Origin of the sequence: Enterococcus sp. AZ188 (genome assembly GCF_050544075.1) — a bacterium.
GTDB lineage: Bacteria > Bacillota > Bacilli > Lactobacillales > Enterococcaceae > Enterococcus_D > Enterococcus_D entomosocium.
Map to the genome: position 1 here is coordinate 1,281,309 of NZ_CP172943.1, position 19,704 is coordinate 1,301,012.

Annotated in this window: 15 protein-coding genes and 1 riboswitch; of the genes, 14 read left to right on the forward strand and 1 reads right to left on the reverse strand. The window is 41.6% G+C overall.

All coding sequences use genetic code 11. The features are described 5' to 3' along the window. Positions 1-62: 62 nt before the first annotated feature. The 13 genes from IGI86_RS05985 (at position 63) to efp (ending at position 17,316) form a co-directional block, all read left to right on the forward strand. A complete protein-coding gene (locus IGI86_RS05985; protein ID WP_086338080.1) occupies positions 63-872 on the forward strand; it encodes a DUF1803 domain-containing protein in 810 nt (269 codons plus the stop codon). 197 nt (positions 873-1,069) lie between these two features. After that, the gene (locus IGI86_RS05990) at positions 1,070-1,516 is read left to right on the forward strand and encodes a hypothetical protein (protein WP_005236794.1); all 447 of its coding nucleotides are present in this window, start codon (positions 1,070-1,072) and stop codon (positions 1,514-1,516) included. A gap of 94 nt (positions 1,517-1,610) precedes the next feature. Further along, positions 1,611-2,018 carry a hypothetical protein gene (locus IGI86_RS05995; RefSeq protein ID WP_005236791.1) on the forward strand — a complete coding sequence of 136 codons (408 nt, stop codon included), beginning with the start codon at positions 1,611-1,613 and terminating at the stop codon, positions 2,016-2,018. Positions 2,019-2,192: 174 nt separating this feature from the next. Beyond that, complete coding sequence (gene glgB / locus IGI86_RS06000) at positions 2,193-4,127, forward strand: 1,4-alpha-glucan branching protein GlgB (RefSeq protein ID WP_016613231.1); 1,935 nt, start codon at positions 2,193-2,195, stop codon at positions 4,125-4,127. Between the two features lie 42 nt (positions 4,128-4,169). Then, positions 4,170-5,312 carry a glucose-1-phosphate adenylyltransferase gene (locus IGI86_RS06005; protein ID WP_016613232.1) on the forward strand — a complete coding sequence of 381 codons (1,143 nt, stop codon included), beginning with the start codon at positions 4,170-4,172 and terminating at the stop codon, positions 5,310-5,312. Beyond that, complete coding sequence (glgD, locus tag IGI86_RS06010) at positions 5,302-6,453, forward strand: glucose-1-phosphate adenylyltransferase subunit GlgD (protein ID WP_016613233.1); 1,152 nt, start codon at positions 5,302-5,304, stop codon at positions 6,451-6,453. Before IGI86_RS06005 ends, glgD begins: the two co-directional genes overlap by 11 nt. Beyond that, the gene (glgA, locus tag IGI86_RS06015; RefSeq protein WP_016621303.1) at positions 6,450-7,883 is read left to right on the forward strand and encodes a glycogen synthase GlgA; all 1,434 of its coding nucleotides are present in this window, start codon (positions 6,450-6,452) and stop codon (positions 7,881-7,883) included. The genes glgD and glgA overlap by 4 nt, the downstream gene beginning before the upstream one ends. A 117-nt stretch (positions 7,884-8,000) precedes the next feature. Next, positions 8,001-10,454, forward strand: coding sequence for a glycogen/starch/alpha-glucan phosphorylase (locus tag IGI86_RS06020; RefSeq protein WP_430617800.1), 2,454 nt, complete (start codon positions 8,001-8,003; stop codon positions 10,452-10,454). A gap of 81 nt (positions 10,455-10,535) precedes the next feature. Further along, entirely contained in the window at positions 10,536-11,297 is a 762-nt protein-coding gene (locus IGI86_RS06025; protein ID WP_430617801.1) for a hypothetical protein, read from the forward strand. A gap of 409 nt (positions 11,298-11,706) precedes the next feature. Next, a complete protein-coding gene (locus IGI86_RS06030) occupies positions 11,707-14,706 on the forward strand; it encodes a WxL domain-containing protein (RefSeq protein WP_430617802.1) in 3,000 nt (999 codons plus the stop codon). Between the two features lie 362 nt (positions 14,707-15,068). Next, the gene (locus IGI86_RS06035; protein ID WP_005236782.1) at positions 15,069-15,638 is read left to right on the forward strand and encodes a DUF2179 domain-containing protein; all 570 of its coding nucleotides are present in this window, start codon (positions 15,069-15,071) and stop codon (positions 15,636-15,638) included. Positions 15,639-15,742: 104 nt separating this feature from the next. Continuing rightward, on the forward strand, positions 15,743-16,681 hold the full coding sequence (locus tag IGI86_RS06040; RefSeq protein WP_034872243.1) for a cation diffusion facilitator family transporter: 939 nt from the start codon (positions 15,743-15,745) through the stop codon (positions 16,679-16,681). 74 nt (positions 16,682-16,755) lie between these two features. Next, positions 16,756-17,316 carry an elongation factor P gene (gene efp / locus IGI86_RS06045; RefSeq protein ID WP_005229668.1) on the forward strand — a complete coding sequence of 187 codons (561 nt, stop codon included), beginning with the start codon at positions 16,756-16,758 and terminating at the stop codon, positions 17,314-17,316. A gap of 62 nt (positions 17,317-17,378) precedes the next feature. Here efp and IGI86_RS06050 read toward each other — a convergent pair whose 3' ends face one another. Next, positions 17,379-18,590, reverse strand: a complete 1,212-nt coding sequence (locus tag IGI86_RS06050) for a chloride channel protein (protein ID WP_430617803.1) — start codon at positions 18,588-18,590, stop codon at positions 17,379-17,381. Between the two features lie 94 nt (positions 18,591-18,684). Next, positions 18,685-18,757, reverse strand: a riboswitch (Fluoride riboswitch). 231 nt (positions 18,758-18,988) lie between these two features. Between IGI86_RS06050 and IGI86_RS06055 the strand changes: the two genes are divergently transcribed. Further along, a complete protein-coding gene (locus tag IGI86_RS06055; RefSeq protein ID WP_086338085.1) occupies positions 18,989-19,681 on the forward strand; it encodes a hypothetical protein in 693 nt (230 codons plus the stop codon). The last annotated feature ends 23 nt before the right edge of the window (positions 19,682-19,704 follow it).

The following is a 19,704-nucleotide window of genomic DNA, read 5'->3' on the forward strand; positions in this document are numbered from 1 at the left end:
AGATCTGTTTTGGTAGATCAAGCCAGCATTTTTCATGATTTTTTTAATAAGGAGTACACACAGTGAAATTTTTTTATAGTCCCCATTATCGTTCGTTGCAACCGATCCTGGCATCTTCTGAATTCCATGATTTGGTTCATGTGCTTTTAAGCTGTCAGGAACCGCCGACACTACGAGAGCTAAAAGCGAAGTTTCCAGAGGTGTCATTTGATAAAACCCTTGACCGTCTGATCGCATCAGCTTTGATCATCCGCCAAAATCGACGCTATTTTTTAGGTTTTCCTGTTTATACTGAAGAAGATCAAAAGCAGCTGCAAGAAAGTGACGGTTTTTATCAAGATGCCCTTGATTGGTCAACACAAGAAATCGCTGGTTTTCTCAAAAACTTTGCGACATTAAGTAATGAAAATAAATACTTCTATGGTTGTTTGCAGGAGGTGGAGCAGGGGATTGCTTATTCCTTGGCCCATGAAAGTTTTCAGATGATCTCATACGCAGAAGCGCCATGGCCACCAACGCTGCCGGCTTTTTTTGAAGCAAATCGCCAGCTGCAAAATCTATCGGTTTATGACGAACTAATGGATTTGATCGGCGATGTCGATCCGGTCTATTACTTAGATCAAGTAAGTGTCATCTTTGAACGTATCCGTAAAAACAAAAAAGTGCGTCCGAGTATTTTTCTAGAATCGCTTCAACAGTTGAAAATCGTTAGTTCCGAGCTAGATTTCTTGCTGGAAGAAATAAATTGTGATAATCTAAAAAACGGCCGTTATCCATCTGCTGAAAAGGATATTTTCTTGCAACGATCAGTGCTCGCTCACTTAGCGAAAAAAGCAGGTTCATACAACACGTTTTTTTTCAATGATAATTGAGATTTCTAATAATTATGTTATTTGTTTTAAATTTTCTGAATATTACAAAGCTGTTAGATGTTATTCTAATAGCTTTTTTTCTTGTTCACTAAAATGATAATTTGATGAATAAAAATTAAAATATAACGATCGTTTTGTTTGGAGATTTGATTTCTTGATGATATGATGATTTTAGAACGTTGAAAGGGGATATAAAAATGGAAGGATATAAAACGGTTGATTTTGAACAGTTGGAACGGAATAAAACGAAAGCAGAAATGATTACATTCGTATCAATGTCAGAGATAGAAGCGGCACGGCAAGCAATTACAAATGCGGGGATCGATGAAACGCGTTTTTCTGATGGAGATCTCATTCTCGCATTAAAGCAAAAGGAACGATTTGGGGCAAATACGATCGTTTCAGTGGTTATTGATTGGCTAGTGAATCAAAACTATTTAGTGAATCCCGCGAATGCCCTTCGTTATTTGGCGAAAAAAATGGCAGATGGTCCATTAACGAGTTATAAATTATTGAGTGAGGGAGAGTTTGACTGTGATGGCAATTATTACTTAATTGGTCACGCAGACAAGTCCTTGGCAGTAAATAAAGCCTATAAAGTTTACACCGATGGGCAAGTAAAAGAGCTTTGGCAAGCAAAATAATTGAAGGTGATTTCGGCTCTAGCGAAGAAGGGAAACGGCTGTAGAAGCAGTTGTTTTCGTAAAAGGATCGAAGATTGAAGGTTGTGAAGGACGCGTGAAACTAAACATTCGAATCAGCTTAGCTGGCAGTCATCTTTTGATTGGTGCATTCAGTTTGATCGGTGCATTGCTGACGCTTTATAAAGTACCAACTAGTTTTGGTACGATCCAAGTCATGTTAGGTGAAATTTATTATACCGATACGGTATTTGACCGATTTACTCAGCTTTTCTTATTGGGGATTATTAGTCTTTATACCGTAGTGACGAGTTTTTACGGGTTTCGATTCTGGTGTTTTTGCTCCGCCTCTTCTGCATTTGGGACACTGCTGGCATATGTTGAATTAACTGAGACATTTCCGGTGATGGTTGTTTTCATCCTGGTTTTGGCAAGTTTGTTTCAGTTAAGTGTAGTCACATACTTCATTTTCCAAAAGCTAAAAAGTAGAGCTGAAACAGGTTGAACAGATACGTTCAAGCTGTTTTTTTCTGTCCTGAATAATTCGTTCGTATCATAGGGTTATTAGGTTACTAGAATTTTATTTTATGCTATGCTAACAGTAGAGATCGTTTGGTTGCAAATGCTTCTCTATTAAAAAATGGGACAATGATCGATCGTTAAAGAATAAGCGATCAAGATGAGTCGAAGGAGGACTGATGAGAGAGTGGTTACCAAACAACAGGTACTGACTGCAGAAAAGGACTTTCTGAGCGGTGAAAATTTTTATGTCCAACATTTCTTAGGAGCCCATCAAGCGGATGATGGCTATGTGTTTCGTGTTTGGGCACCAAACGCTCAACAAGTTTGGCTGGTTGGTGATTTCAACCAATGGACAGACACTTTGCCAATGAATAAAAGGGCAGAATCTGGGGTCTGGGAGATTGAGACCAACCAAGTAAAAGAAGGACAGCTTTACAAATACAAAGTCAAACAAGCAAATGGACGAGAAGTATTGAAGATTGATCCTTTTGCTGTCCATTTCGAAGCTCGACCAGGAACTGCTGCCGTGTTGCATTCGATCCCACAAAAAAAATGGCGGGATGGACTATGGCAAGGCCGCAAAAAAAGACAGAAAACATTTAATCGACCTCTAAACATTTATGAAGTTCATGCCAGCTCGTGGAAGCACCACGAAGACGGCACCCCTTATCGCTTCTCTGAATTAAAAGATGAACTTATTCCTTATGTGAAAAAAATGGGTTATACCCATATTGAATTTATGCCTTTGATGGAACATCCATTAGGTACCTCGTGGGGCTATCAGCTGACAGGTTATTTTGCGCTCAGTTCCTATTATGGGACACCAGAAGAATTTCAAGACTTTGTAGAGGCATGCCATTTAGAAAATATTGGTGTCTTTGTTGATTGGGTACCAGGACATTTTTGTGTCAATGATGACAGCTTAGCTTATTATGACGGCACGCCGACATTTGAATACATGGATGAAAACCGTGCCAAAAATGTTCGCTGGGGTGCGATCAACTTTGATCTCGGCAAACCACAAGTCCAAAGCTTTCTGATCTCAAGTGCCTTGTTCTGGATCGAATTTTATCATATTGATGGTATTCGGGTAGATGCCGTTTCCAACATGATCTATCGCGATTATGATGAAGGTCCATGGGAACCAAATCACGAAGGGGGCAATCGCAACTTTGAAGGCTATTACTTTTTACAGAAGCTTAATTCTGTTATCAAGTTAGCCCATCCAGCAGTGGTCATGATTGCAGAAGAAAGTACGTCTGAAACCAAAATAACAGGAATGGTCGAAGAAGGCGCGTTAGGATTTGATTATAAATGGAATATGGGCTGGATGAACGATGTCCTGCGTTTTTATGAAATGGACCCGATTTTCCGTAAAGATCATTTAAATCTGCTTTCTTTCTCTTTCATGTATCGGATGCAAGAAAATTATATCTTGCCACTTTCTCATGATGAAGTCGTTCATGGTAAAAAAAGTTTGATGCATAAAATGTGGGGGGACCGCTACAAACAGTTTTCACAACTACGAAATCTCTATACGTACATGATGATGCATCCAGGGAAAAAATTGTTATTCATGGGTAGTGAATGGGGACAGTTTTTAGAATGGAAATATGATCATGGGCTTGAATGGGTCGATTTAAACGACACATTAAATGCAAAAATGCAGTTCTTCACCCAGACCTTGAATGAACTATACAAAGAAGAACGAGCCCTTTGGGAATTGGATGATCAAGAAGATTCATTGATGGTGATCGATGCAGACAACTTAGATGAAACGACATTGACTTTCTTACGACAAGGAAAAACGAAAAAAGATTTCTTGATCGTTGTTGTCAATCTGACACCAGTGGAGCGTCACGATTTTGCGATCGGCGTGCCATACGAAGGAACGTATCGAGAGATTTTAAACACTGAACGGGATGTATTTGGTGGAACTTGGGTGGCTAATAACCAAGACTGCCAGACCAGTAATGCCCCTTTTAAACAATACGACTATCAAATCAAAACAATTTTGCCTGCACTTGGGGCTTTGATTATCAAACCAGAAAAAATCAAAATGACTCGTAAAAAAGCAGTAAAGAAAGCATAAAAAAAGAGTAGAGGGGGAACGGTGAGTAGATCACCAAACAAAATGAAAACAGAAATGTTAGCAATGATCCTCGCAGGAGGACAAGGGACTCGTTTAGGGAAACTAACAAAAAATATTGCCAAGCCAGCAGTTCCGTTTGGCGGCAGGTATCGGATCATCGATTTCACGTTGAGTAATTGTGTCAATTCTGGAATCAAAAATGTGGGTGTAGTCACGCAGTACCAACCTTTAGCACTGAACAACCATATCGGCAATGGCGCCAGTTGGGGATTGGATGGAATCAGTACCGGTGTGACGATTTTACAGCCATATTCAAATTCAGAAGGCGAAAAATGGTTTGAGGGAACTGCCCATGCCATCTATCAAAACATCGCCTATATCGATGAGATGGACCCGCAATACGTCTTGATTTTGTCCGGCGACCATATCTACAAAATGGATTACGAAGAAATGCTGGAAAAACACAAAGAAAATGATGCTTCATTGACGGTTGCAGTTCTCGAAGTTCCGATGAAAGATGCTTCTCGTTTCGGAATCATGAATACTGATAAAAATGACCGCATCATCGAATTTGATGAAAAACCAGCCGAACCAAAAAGCAATCTTGCTTCGATGGGGATCTATATATTTGATTGGAGTCGTCTACGCAGTATGCTATTGAGTAACTACACAAAAGACGGCGAAATGGTCGATTTTGGAAAACATGTCATTCCTTCTTATCTAGAAAGCGGCGACAACGTTTTTGCCTATCGCTTCTCTGGCTATTGGAAAGACGTAGGAACGATCGATTCATTGTGGGAAGCCAACATGGAATTTATTGATCCAGCCATGGAGTTGAATATCCGGGATAAAAGCTGGCAAGTGTTCTCCAAAAACCCAATCGCACCACCGCACTTTGTAACTGAAACCGGTGCTGCTAAAAATTCGCTTGTGATGGACGGCTGCTATGTTGCTGGGGAGATCGAGCACAGTATTTTATCAGAGAACGTGCAAGTGAAAGAAGGCTCGACTATCAAAGATAGCGTGATCATGCCTGGAGCGGTGATTGGTAGAAATGTCAAATTAAATCGTGTGATCGTTGGGGAAAATGCAGTGATTGGTGACGACGCAGAGATCGATGGAACAGACGAAATTGCCGTAGTCGGCTATTCTGAAATTTTAGGGGTGACGATTGATGAGAACTAATAAAATGTGTGCAATTTTAGGGAACCTACAGCGATACCAAGACTTGATGCCATTAACGGAGAATCGTCCGCTGTCGACCTTATTGTTTGACTGCAAATATCGCTTGCTGGATTTCAATCTTTCAAGTATTGAAAATGCCAACATCAAACAAGTCTACATGATTTTCAATGAAGGAGAGACCCAGTCAGTTTTTGATCATATCGGTGGTGGAAAAGAGTGGAACTTGGACGGTGTTCAAAACCGGTTCTTTATCCACTTATTCCAAGACTCATTGAAAAAGCAAGCCGAAGGGCAAGAGTATTACTATAACGTCATTGACTATTTGGAAAAATCAAAATCAGATCACACTGTATTTATGGGCAGCAAAATCTTATGCAACATCGATTTGCGTGCTTTGCTGAAAATTCATCAACTACAAGGCAATGAAATGACTGTGGTGTATAAACGCATCGGCAGTGACAATGTTTCTGAAAGTGACTTGTTGTTTAATGTTGACAGTGAAGGACACTTAGAAGAAGCGATCCAAGCGAAAAAAGGGGAAGTTGGCTCCCTAGTCAACTTGTGTACGGATATTTTTATCATTCAAACGGATCGTCTGATCGCGGCTCTTAAAGAAGGGCAAAAAGTTGGCGCAACGGCAGATCTCGGTCAATTTTTACGAGAGATGATCTCTGTGGAGAACACTGGCCTATATGAGTACACTGGTTACTTAAGTAACATTTATGATATCTCTTCTTATTATCAAACAAATATGGACATGCTAGATGTGCATAAATTCACTTCATTGCTTTATTCGAATCAAAAAATCTATACCAAATTGAAGAATGAAGTACCAACCTATTACTCGGAAACGTCTGAGGTGAAAAATAGCCACTTTGCTTCTGGTTGCATCGTTGAAGGCTCTGTCGAGCAGTCACTGGTTGCTCGCCGTACGAAAATCCATCCTGAGGCAAAAGTTAAAGGCGCGATCATTTTCGGAAATAACGAAATCAAAGCAGGTGCCGAAGTCTCTTATGCGATCTTAGATAAAAATGTAACCATCGCAGAAGGTGTAAAAGTGCAGGGAACCAAAGAAACGCCGATTGTCATTAAGAAGAATTCTCATGTGACAGAAGATGTAATCGGAGGAGCAAGCGCATGAAGGTTTTGTTTACAGCAGCAGAGTGCGCTCCGTTTTTTAAAACAGGCGGGTTAGGGGATGTTGCAGGTGCATTGCCAAAAGAGTTGGTCAAAAAAGGCGTCGAGACAGTTGTCGTCTTACCTTATTTCACGAAAATGCCTGCCGAATACCAAGACCAAATGGAAGATTGTTTTTCCTTTGAAGTGGCGGTCGGCTGGCGCAAGCAATATTGTGGAATCAAAAAATTAGTTCTAGGCGCTGTGACTTATTATTTCATAGACAATCTCTACTATTTTGGTCGCGAACGGCTCTATGATTTTTATGATGATGGGGAACGCTTTGCTTTCTTCCAATTAGCCGTGATCGAAATGATGGAACGCATTGAATTTATTCCAGACGTCGTACATGTCAATGATTACCATACGGCGATGATTCCGTTCTTGATCAAAGAAAAATATCATTGGATCCAAGCGTATCAAAACATACGCACCGTTTTGACGATCCATAACATTGGGTTTCAAGGGTGGTATAGTCGCGATATTTTACCGGATCTTTTTGGGATGGGTACGGAAAGATATGATGATGGAACCTTGCGTTTAAACGATTGCTTGAACTTTATGAAAGCAGGAATCTTGTATGCGGACCGCATCACGACCGTCAGTCCTTCCTATAGTGAAGAAATCAAAACAGCTGAGTTTGGTTGTGGTCTTGAAGTCATTTTACGCATGGAAAGTGGCAAGCTAAGCGGTATCTTGAATGGAATTGATTATGAAATGAATGATCCAGAAACCGATCCTCATTTGGACTATCCTTTCAGTGTCGAGGATTTATCAGGAAAAGCTAAAAACAAGCGAGCGCTACAAGAACAGTTTGGCTTGCCAACTCGTAAAGAGGTTCCGTTGATTTCCGTTGTCAGTCGTTTGACCACTCAAAAGGGGTTCCATTTAGTTCTTGAAGAAATGGAAAACCTCTTGCAGTTTGATGTCCAGTTTATCCTATTGGGAACCGGTGAGCATGATTTTGAAGAAGGCTTTCGCTACTTTGCGCAGAAATATCCTGACAAATGTGCTGCCGCGATTTCTTTTGATATTGCACTGGCGCAAAAGTTATACGCAGCAGCGGATCTCTTCTTGATGCCTTCGGCTTTTGAACCATGTGGACTATCGCAGATGATCGCGATGCGTTATGGTACATTACCGATCGTTCATGAAATCGGTGGCTTGAAAGATACGGTGGATTCCTATAATCCGATCACGAAACAAGGAACCGGCTTTGGCTTCCAAGAGTTTTCACCTTTTTACTTGATGAATGCTTTAAAACAGGGGATTGAATTGTATGAATCGGATCCGACAACATGGACGGCATTAGTCAAGCAAGCAATGAAAAAAGATTTTAGCTGGAATCAAAGCTCAGATCTTTATGTTGAGTTGTATAATAATATCAAAGTTTGATTGTTTTAAGACAGAAGAATCCTTGTCTGCAACAGAACGGCTAGTTGTATGACTAGCCATTCTGGCGGCAAGAATTCTTCTTTTTTATAAACGGTTAGCATAAAGGAGTGTAACCCTATGACAAAAGAACGATTGCGTGATCTGTTAGAAACCAACGTGCACGAACTGTTTGCGATAGAGATCGATGAAGCATCACCGCAGGAATTGTTTCAGGCGCTAGCCAATGTCGTGAAGCAAATGTATTCAGAAGACTGGCGTCAGACCAGAAAAAATCTCTTGTTGGAGGATCAGAAACAAGCGTATTATTTTTCAATCGAATTTTTACCCGGCAAAATGTTAAAGAGTAATCTGTTAAATATGCAGCTGTTGGAGCAAGCGGAAGCCGTTTTTGAAGAGTTAGGGGTTTCACTTGACGATGTTGCAGAGACGGAAAAAGACATGGCTTTAGGCAACGGGGGACTCGGTCGCTTAGCGTCTTGTTTTATGGATTCATTGGCTTCTTTAGGTTTGCCGGGAAATGGCAATGGGATCCGCTATCGCTACGGATTATTTAAACAAAAATTTATTGACGGTCATCAAGTAGAGTTGCCCGATGACTGGTTGCGTTCGGGGAATGTTTGGGAAGTCCGCAAAGAAAGCAAGGCGGTGCCTATTCGTTTCGGGGGCCATGTCTATCTCGTTACCGGAGAGGACGGGAAATTAGCCCCAGTTTATGAAGGTGGCTTTACCTGGCGGGCGGTTCCTTATGATACAGCAATGGTTGGCTACCAAAATCACCATCTCAATACCTTGCGTTTATGGAGTGTTGAGGTTCCTGTCGAAGATGAGGCGCACTACGCGACACTAGAATCGCGGCAAGCATTGGAAAATCTGACAGCGGTCTTGTATCCCGATGATTCCAATGAGACAGGCAAACGGACCCGGCTGATGCAAGAATACTTTTTTGTGTCTGCAGGGATCCAAAGTATCGTCCGTTATTATAAAAAATTGAATTTACCTTTGACCATGATGAGTGAACGAGTAGCGATCCACATCAATGATACGCACCCAGCCCTTTGCGTCCCAGAACTGATGCGCATTTTAGTTGATGAAGAAGGTCTTGCTTGGGAACAAGCGTGGTCGATCACCGTGAAAGTCATGAGTTATACGAACCATACGATCATGGCGGAAGCCTTAGAAAAATGGCCCGTGCGCATGATTGAAGAAGTTTTGCCGAGAATGGATCAGATCATCAAAGAAATTGATCGCCGTTTTGTGGAAACGATGCAAGGGGTCCATCCGCAAGCCTTACTGGAACGGACACGAATCATTATTGATGATCAAGTCCATATGGCACATCTCGCGATCATCGGCAGCCACAGTGTCAATGGCGTAGCCAAGCTCCATTCTGATTTACTAAAATCAGTGGTACTCCATGACTTTTATCTTATTTATCCTGCCCGTTTCAACAATAAGACCAACGGCATCGCGCAACGGCGTTGGCTTCAGCTAGCCAATCAACCGTTAGCCAAAGTATTGGATCAGTCCATCGGAACAAGCTGGCGCAATGATCCATTAGACCTGCAACTACTCAAAAACTATTATGAGGACGAAACTGTTCTCCAACAAATTGCCGACGCAAAAATGAGTAACAAGCGTGCACTGGCACAGTACATTCAAAAAGCAACGGGCATCACAGTAGATCCGACGGCAATATTTGATGTGCAGATCAAGCGTCTGCATGCATACAAACGACAATTACTAAATCTTATGCATATTCTAAAGCTCTACTTTGAGGTCAAAGACGATCCAACTGCTGCGTTTCATCCAAGAGTCTTTCTCTTTGGTGCCAAAGCCGCACCAAGCTATCACTACGCAAAATCGATCATTAAAGTCATCAATGAAGTGGCGAATCTGATCAATCAGGATGAAACCATCAATGATAAAATCAAGGTTGTTTTTTTAGAAAATTACAACGTTTCTTTAGCAGAAAAAATTATCCCAGCAGCGGATGTCAGTGAACAAATATCATTGGCCTCCAAAGAAGCTTCAGGGACAAGTAATATGAAGTTGATGCTAAATGGGGCAGTAACGATCGCCACTTTAGATGGTGCCAATATTGAGATTCGAGATGCAATCGGTGATGAAAACATCGCGATCTTTGGGCTAACCGAAGAAGAAGTGTATCAGTATTACGCCCAGCGTAATTATTCTGCCTATGCGTATTATGAGTCAGATCCACTACTACAACGTGTAGTCAATGCCTTTATTGACGGGACAATCCCCAATATCCAAGTAGAAGGACGCGAGATTTTTGATTCACTTTTGAAATACAATGATGAGTACTTTTTATTAAGAGATTTCCACGCCTATTGTGATGCACAGCATCGGGTGGATATTGCTTATCAAGATACTCATCGCTGGCAAAAAATCAGTCTAATGAATATTGCGAATGCTGGGAAGTTTTCGGCGGATGAAACGGTGCGAAATTATGCAGCAGATATTTGGCAGATCGATCCATTATTTGCCCATATCAAAGAACCAAATGCGGCAAGCTTGACGGAGTCAGTGCCTCCAAGGGGAGACAATTGAAGCGACTTCGGTTGAAATGGCGCAGTCTTTCGTGAAATTCTCTTTTATTTGTGGTATGATGAAAAAAATGCATGTAAGAGGATGAGTTCAGTGGCAAATTATTTAGATGTGAAACGAAAACACTTCCGTTTTCCTGCTTATGATGATACAGACGGTGTGAAGCTTCAATCCGAGCATCGCCCCGCATTCAGTAAAGCAGATGATTGGATTTTAACCGAAATCAAAGATCCCGTGAGTCATTCTCACAAGGAAGAAAATCAATCTTTGCAGCGTAAAGTGCAGTCCAGCCAACGCGATCGAGGGCACAATGTTCGTCAAAAAGAAGAGCTTGCCAATCACCGTGCCAACTTGCCTCAGTACGGAAAACGTCCGGTGAAAGAGCAGATGCCGACAGGAAAAACCAATTTTTTTGGCAAAGAAGCGAACCATTCTTCTTATCAAGTGACTAGTAAGAAGGAAAAAGCTGAGGTTCCTGTTTCTTCAAAAAAAGAATATTCGGGACGCTCTTACTTCGTGCCTAAATATATTCCTGCATCAATTATTCCTGATGAGCAAAAACCTGAAATTACGCCGAACGATTTGATGGATGCAATGGCAAAAAAACAAGAAAGTTATTTGTTATTTGACACTGAACCAGCAGCTTATCAAGTCAAAGAAGAAAGCGATCCAACCGTCAAAAAATTCAATCGCCACCCCTCTGTTGGGATGACACGCAGCGAGTTTCGCGCCAACAATAAAAAAAATGGTGAGAAAAAACGGTCCGTTTTAGATCGATCATTAAAAGGAATGATTGAAGACGATCAACAAGAAGAATCTTCAAATGGCTATTTTCGTTCTAAATAGTAGAGACAGTTACTCTTAATAGAAGTAGTCCTTTGAGCATAACGATGAATGATTTCAGCTAGATGGCGAACATCTAGCTGTTTTTTTTGTGTGCTGAAACTGCCGATTTCACAAAATACTTAGTCGAATTACATTTTTCACCGACTGAGGAATATTCTGATTTTACTAAGCAATAGCGTGGGCTATAGAATAAAGTGAAACGATCAAAACCATCGTTATTTATAATGTTTGTTATTTTAATTGGCGATTTCTTTTGTCATTTAAAATCGATGGCAGGATTGTGGTTTTCTGATCAGCCGTAATTGAAAAAAGGAAGCAAGCGTCCTGATGGTTATAGCTGCTCTTTGGGAAGGACTGATCCATGATCGATTTCAAGGGAAAGATACGCTGAAAGGTGGGGCATCAACAAATGAACAAGAAAAAGAGAAAGGTATATTTCACCGTCATTATTGGCTTACTTGGAGGACTCTACTTTTTTTCAACCATGAGTGTGTTTTCTTCAAACATTTTCTTTGCTGCACAGCTGGAGGAAGAAACGGTTGCGAGTGACCCATTCGAACCGATACGAGAGAAAGAGGCTGAGGGAAAAGTTGCCATTTATTTTGATGAATCAACGAAAGCCGGGACTGTAGGAGACATGTTACTAGTTGCGTTTCATACGGGCCGTCCCATTAGTGAAATAGCGATCCGGTTGCCGCAATCTGCGGTTTTTGTTGAAGAGGAGTTGCCAAAGGGAGTCAAAATTATGTCAACCACTGAAGAGAATGGTTGGAAACTAACGACTGATATCCCTAGAAGTGATTTTTTGGTTCCATTGGTAGTTGATACAGCAGGGGCGTTTCCATTTGAAGTAGCAGAATCAATGATAAGACTTGAAATAAAGGAAGCACGGGAGACAAACCCTACGGATACACAAGAAGATGCGCTAACCGATTCGAGTGACTCCACTGACCAATTCGATCAAGAGGACAAAGAGGATCAATTACCAAAAGAGAAGGAAATAGAAAGCCAGATTCCTGACGAATCAGAGTCAGATCCTGGCAATCTATATCTGTTAGGCGACGACGTAAAAAAGAGAGGGGTTGCTAACTGGGTCGAATTTATGGCTGCAATGGTCGATCCGACGGTCAATTATATTTATTTGACAGCCAGTTTTCAAACGAACGATAATCCTCGTTTAGGCATTACGGGAATTGACGGCTGGAGCAGCAGCGCCAATCCTAATGGCGGATTAGCCTATGTTTATATCAATGCCTCGAGAGTTTCAAGAACGTTAATCATCGATGGTCTCGACACCTTTCAGATGGATCTTAGAGCCGTAGCGATCTGTTTCCGCGATTCCAGTGTCAATCCTGATTCCCCATGGGACATTACCTTGCAAAATTTGGAACTTTACCATGGAAACTTTTGGGGGGCAATTGAATACCATGATTTGAATATGTCAAATCAGCAGCGTTCAATCATTCGGTACCACAATCTCAACCATACGGGCAATCAGTTGTTTTACGGGTTGCACTCTCGAGCCAGCTTTTCTGGACATTCTGTTTCACACCAAACGCCTAGATATACATCAGACTTCAATGCTTCTTGGATGATTCACACAAATACTCAGGCGAATTTTGAAATCAACCAAATAGAGCTTCGTGAGGGAGCAAACGTCGAAATGTCGACGATCAGCTCAGGAAATCTTGATTTTTATAATCCAAATGCGCGTCTCGTATTAGGGGATAATGCCCGACTATCATTAAATGCCAACGGTTCAGCTGGTGAAGCAGGCGGTGCTAATATTCGCTTTGTCGCTGGCAATGGACGCATTGAGTTAGGAAAAGGCGCGGAATTGACACTAAATACACAAAACAACAGCCCAGCAGTCATCACATCAGGCACGCCCCATGATATTCGCTTAATGGAAAAAAGTCGCTTGTCGGTTGCTGCTGCAAACCGAACGTTGTACAGTCATATTTTCTGGTTAAGTGCCAATACGCATGTCACCTTAGAAGACAGCAGCACCTTAGAGGTTGAAGCAACAAATCAAAATACAACCGCAAATATCTTCCACTTCTCTGGCACGACTGGCAATCTCAACGTAGGCAAAGATGCTACCTTAGATATTCTTACGGACAGCCCACAACCTGTCCAACGCCTACTTTTCTTTAGCGGTGCCAACAATCCCGCAAGATTGACGATCGACGATGCCAAGCGTGTCAATTTGCAAAGAACCCGCCCGATAACGACCACAACAAATGGTCTAATTGAAGGGGGAGGAATCACTGCAAAGAATCAGGCGATTCGCCAGTGGCGGCATGGAAATACAGGAGATCCATCTGATTTTCAGTGGCAACCGATTCTGTCCATGACTGCGGCGATTTCCGGAACCAACACCAATGTGACCAATGTATCTTCACTGAATGAGGAAACAAGTCGAGGGTTTGCCGCGCAGTTTGCTTCTCGTTCACAACGTCTATTATTTGAGAGAATCCCAGACATCACGGTGACCATCGATCCTTTGACAGAAGATAGAACCTTACCTAATGCCTATACGATTTCGGGAACCGCCAATCCTGGTAGCTACCTTCGATTTCAAAGAGAGGGGCTGATGCCAGAACCGACGCTTGAAACGCCAGTCGATAGTGCCGGCAATAGCGAGTACTTTCACACACAAGCGGGTGAAAATGGGCACTATTTACTTGATCTATCTGATTTAGAACCTTTCCAGTATTTTACACAAGGTGAGGTGGTCACCGCTCAGGCATTTCTTGATGGTAAATGGGCAGAAGCATCAACCACTGTGGAACCCATTGGTGACGTTGACCCAAAAGATCCCCTTGATCCTGATCAACCGATTCTACCTGAAAATCCACCATTGATAACAGAAAATCGCGGGTTTATCAGTATAGACTTTGTTTCACAATTCGATTTTGGTACAGTACCGATTCGCTCGTCGACAAGCCGCTATCCGGCGCGTCCGCAACGAATTTCTTCAGTGGATGATCATGAATCAACCGAACGACCAAACTATATTCAGGTTTCCGATCGTCGATTTCTCCCAAATGGCTGGACCTTGAGTGCCCGATTATCTGAGGAAGGGTTCGTAAGCACGGATGCGTTTAAGCACTATTTAAAAGGAGCGAGTGTGCATTTGAATAATATTGAAATGGTCACCTCTAAAGAAAATCCCTCTGAAGCACCAGACTACGTTGAAGCAATTGAGCTAGGACCGCAGAACCAAGTGATTGCACGTGCCAATGAAAATCAAGGGACGGGTACTTGGATTCAACGCTATGGAAACGAGCATACCATGCAAAAAAGTGTCGAGCTGGAAATCCCTATTGGCGCGAGGCCGCAAGCAACAAGTTATCAAGGAACCCTTCGTTGGGAGCTGAGTTTCGTACCTGGTGCTGACGAATAACCCCTTGGAAAACAAGTAAGTATGTTCTGCAATCGTGAATATGATCGAACACTGTAAAAGTTGATCAGACAAAAAGAAGTCCATTTGCCATTGGACTTCTTTTTTGTCTGAAACAGACGAGCGGTGGTTTAAACTGCTTTTTCCACTTTGGTGGATATGCTTTTCGATCAATAGAAGAGAGTGAAACCACAGGCAATGGATCAATGAGTAAAATCATGACATGGTAGTGATCAATGAAATCACTTAAGCACTATATCTTCCCCAGTATAAATTTTATTTAGCTATTTTAGTAATTAAATCCTGCTCAAATATTTTAATTTTCTCTTGCCTTTTGATATGCTAAGAACAAGGGGGAATCAAAGATGGAAGTTGATCTACAAATGCTGGCGATGATTTTCTTTATCAATCTCGCCTATGTTACATTGAACACACTGCGATTTTTATTGACAATGAAAGGGTATCGCGTGATTGCCCCATTAGTGAGTATGATCGAAATCACGATCTATATTTTAGGCTTATCTATGGTATTGGATCGTTTGGATAACCCGCTGAATCTCTTATTCTATGCATTAGGTTATGCTGCAGGAGTCAGTATTGGTATCAAAATCGAAGATAAGCTGGCTCTGGGCTATACAATGGTCACAGTGATCCTACCTAGTAATACGGATGAGGAAAAAAGTTTGCCTAAGATCTTACGACAAGAAGGCTACGGAGTTACACAAAGTTATGGAGAAGGCTTAGAAGGGCCACGACTGATTTTAGAGATTCTTTCCCAAAGAAAAAGTGAGAAAAAGCTCTATCAAACCATCAAAGCGGTGGAAGAACGAGCGTTTATCATCAGCTATGAACCCAAGTATATCTCAGGTGGATTTTGGACCAAAAAAATCAGTCGCCGAGAAGCAAAGTTGAAAAAACAAGCACCTGTTGATTGAAGAAACTCAGTCAGCCGTGATTCATTTGAGAAGAATAGCAGAGTAAAAGACAGGGAATTTATTGATGAGAGGAAGCGTAAGGTGTGGAAAAGAAAGCAAATGGTATGATGGCGGTCATCGCTGCCCTGATCTCAAATATTTTGGTGGCTATTAGTAAGTTTGTCGGTTATGCACTAAGTGGCAGTGCAGCCATGTTGAATGAAAGCATTCATAGTGTCGTGGATTGTAGCAATCAAATCTTTTTATTGATCGGGGATAAACGGGCAACAAAGGGCCAAAGTGAACTGCATCAGTTTGGAGAAGGTCGGGCGAAATATTTTTTTAGCACGATCGTTGCGATGATGCTCTTCTTTGGTGGGGGCGCACTCGGTGTGATGGAAGCGGTAGAAAAGCTGCTGCATCCTGCCCATGAAGTTGGTAACGCTTGGTTGGTGATCGCTATTTTGATTTTCGGGATGATCGTTGAAGGAAGTTCGTTGTGGATCGCGATCAAGGAGATCCGCGAACTGAATGTGGAGCGTCAACCAATCTATCGTTTTTTGAAAGAAAGTCGGCATAGTGAGATTCTGATCATTTTCACAGAAGACTTTTGTGCAATGATCGGCCTAATGATCGCACTATTTGGTACGATTTTAACCATGATTACGGGTAACGCATTTTTTGATGCCTTCAGTGGTTTATTGATTGGTCTTTTATTGATGGTAGCAGCCATTTTCTTAGCCCGCGAATTTTACAGTCTACTGATTGGCGAAAGTGTCACAAAACGGGATCTAGCAGTGATCAAAAGAGCATTTGAACGGCCAGATGTTGATCGCTTGATTGATGTTAAAACGGTGCATTTAGGACCATCAGAAATTTTGATTGCGGCAAAAGTTGATATTGCCTCGAAACAAGAAGAGGTCGGCTATGAGATCATTAATGAGATTGAAGCCGAGATTCGACACCAGATGGCAGATAAAAAAGTCTATATTTATATTGAGACAGATGAGTATGACCCTCACTATATGGAGAAACGCCGTAAACTTGTGCGACCTTCCCACTGATTTAGCTAGAATAAAGCAGCTTTTTTTGATACAATAGACAAGGATTATCACATAGTGAAGGAGATTTCAAAATTATGATCAATGCAAGTGACTTAAGAGCTGGAATGACATTCGTTCAAGACGGCAAACTTATCAAAGTATTAGATGCTAGCCATCACAAACCAGGTAAGGGAAATACGGTTATGCGTATGAAATTACGGGACGTTCGGACTGGTTCGACTTATGATACAACCTTCCGTCCAGAAGAAAAATTTGAAAAAGCGCATATTGATACGAAAGCTGTACAATATCTATACACAATGGATGATACAGCATTCTTCATGGATCTGGAAACGTATGAACAATATGAAATTCCAGTTGAAGTGGTAGAAGAAGAAATGAAATTTATTCTTGAAAACATGGAAGTAAAAATCCAATTCTTCGGCAGCGAAGTAATCGGCGTTCAACTACCATCAAGCGTAATCTTAAAGGTTGTTGAAACACAGCCGTCGATCAAAGGGGCGACTGTGACTGGTTCAGGCAAGCCAGCAACGATGGAAACTGGCTTAGTTGTCAATGTTCCTGACTTTGTTGAAGAAGGCGAAATGCTAGAAATCAATACAGCTGAAGGTACCTACTTAAAACGTGCGAAATAAGAAAAAAACCGCGACTTGTTCGCGGTTTTTTCTTTTGCTCTGGAGGAGGGATCAAAAGTGAATCATTTCCCGTCTGCCAATGATTTTTGTAAGGGATAAATACTATAGGGTTTACTGATAAAGTAGGCGACGGAGCAGACGATCACAAACAAGGGCAGATTTTCAAAGCCAAAGACTTCCCCACCGATAAAGATCGGTGCAAATAAAGTGCTAGTAGCACTGCCAAAGACACTGGCATAGCCTAGGGCTGCCACCAGTTCGATAGGCAGTCCGAAGAGCGGTGCCAGCACGACGCCCAAAGAGGCGCCGATCGCAAACAAAGGGGTGACTTCTCCGCCCAAAAAACCAATACTGATAGTCAGTACAGTTAACACCATCTTAAGCAGCCAGTCATAAGAATAGATTGGTTGATTCGTGAAACTAGCGCTGATCAAATTCGTTCCTAAACCTGAATAACGACCATGATACAAAAGGACAAAAAGTAAGACTAGCACGAGTGAACCGATGCCAATGCGCCAGAGAGGATGAGGAAAGCGTCGTTTCATGATCCGTTTCATCGTTTCTAATAATCCCGCAAAGCTGCCACCAACAATACCAAATATTAAGCCAATCAAAAGTAATTTCAGAAAAACAGCCAAAGTCAAATCGGGGGACGGTGACAAAGCAAAACTAAATTTTTCTAATCCTAACAATTGAGAAGTCGTACTAGCGGTGAAAGCAGCCAGCAAAGTTGGTAAGAGTGCATGATGACTGAATTTACCGATGACAAGTACCTCCAGTGCGAAGAACGTCGCAGTGATCGGGGTTTCAAATAAACCAGCAAATCCCGCAGCCATCCCAATCATGATCAGGGTGCTGGCGTACTTTTCTAGTCGCAGCCATTTTCCTAAGCGATTGGCGATGGTGGCACCTAACTGAACCGCAACCCCTTCTCTGCCAGCGCTTCCTCCAAATAAATGCGTCAGCCAGGTTCCCACCATTACAAAAGGAATCAAGCGCAACGGAATGTCTTTTTCTTCTTCATGTCCGACTAAAAACACTAAATTCATTCCCTGAGGACTTCGGTCACCGTACTTTTGGAACAGGTAAGTAAAACAAATGCCGATAATGGGTAAAAAGAGAATCAAGGGCAAAAAATGACTATCACGAAAGGCGCTTAAGGAAAGTAGGATCTTCCCAAAGAAGGTGTCGACGGCTCCAGCGAATACGCCAATAACCAGACTGACCACACCTAAAGCAGTCAGTTCCCAATTAGTTGTTTTTTGTTTCATCATTTCTATCACGATCCTTTAAAAAGAATATAGGAACAATGCTCCTGCAAATACGACGACCTAGTGAAAATAAAAAAATGACTGCTACACACTAAAAAAAGTGGTAGAAGTCATTAGCAAAATTGCGGTTTCAGTAAGAACTGAGGGAGACATTCATTCCCGATTAGCATCAATATTATCTGATAAAACCCTCCTTTTGTCAATGGATGTTTGTTGTGAAAAGCAATTCATCTAACACTTATCTTTTCTACATAGTTATGGTAAAATTAATCTCATAAGAACTTATATGGGAATTGAGCGCCTTGAGGATAATTGGCATGAAAAGGGATGAAAGGACGATCCTTCTACTGTTTGACCAAGGGTAAGACAGTGAGTAGTGAGGAATCGAAGAGGAATAAAAAATGGTTGCATTTATGACGAGCGAAAAATGGCTGCAAAGTGAGCGTTTTTATTATGTGATCCTACCAATTCTCATGGTAGTTGGTCTGATTGCGTTATTAGGGTTCCTGATGGTTCTGCTTTATCGAGAAAACCGCAACCCAAAAGTGACGCTATTGCTTGGCGGCATAGTCGTTACGTGTCTATTAGGTTTTTTTATTGGGGATCAAGTGTATGGTGAATTCAAAACGTATAATGCGCTGATCACACCGAATATCCGAGATCGCGAAAAGATGTTTCTAGGCTATAAATATTACGAATCTGATACTACAGCAATTTATCAGCGCATCCAAAGCAATGAAGCGATTGAAACTTTAGGAATCTATCAAGCAATACCGGTGGAACGGGAGATTGAATTTCTTGGTTCTGCTCATAACTCCGTATATTTTAAAATGGGCGCCCAGGTTTACTATGCTCGCTATCAACCGACTTTTGTGGATGAGGAAACAACTGCTAAACTGCAGGGGGTTCAATACCATTTGACTGATCCTTCCTTTAAAACAATTGGTTTCTATTCCGAAACCAACAACTATTTAACGGCAATTACGATTCCAAAGTCCCAAGAAACCCTCGAATATCAATCCGTTGATTCTGTGATCCCGAAAGAATTTGGGAAAAGTCAAACCCAATGGGCGTTACCGAATAGGAATGAATAACGATAAAAAAACTACCTAAGTCA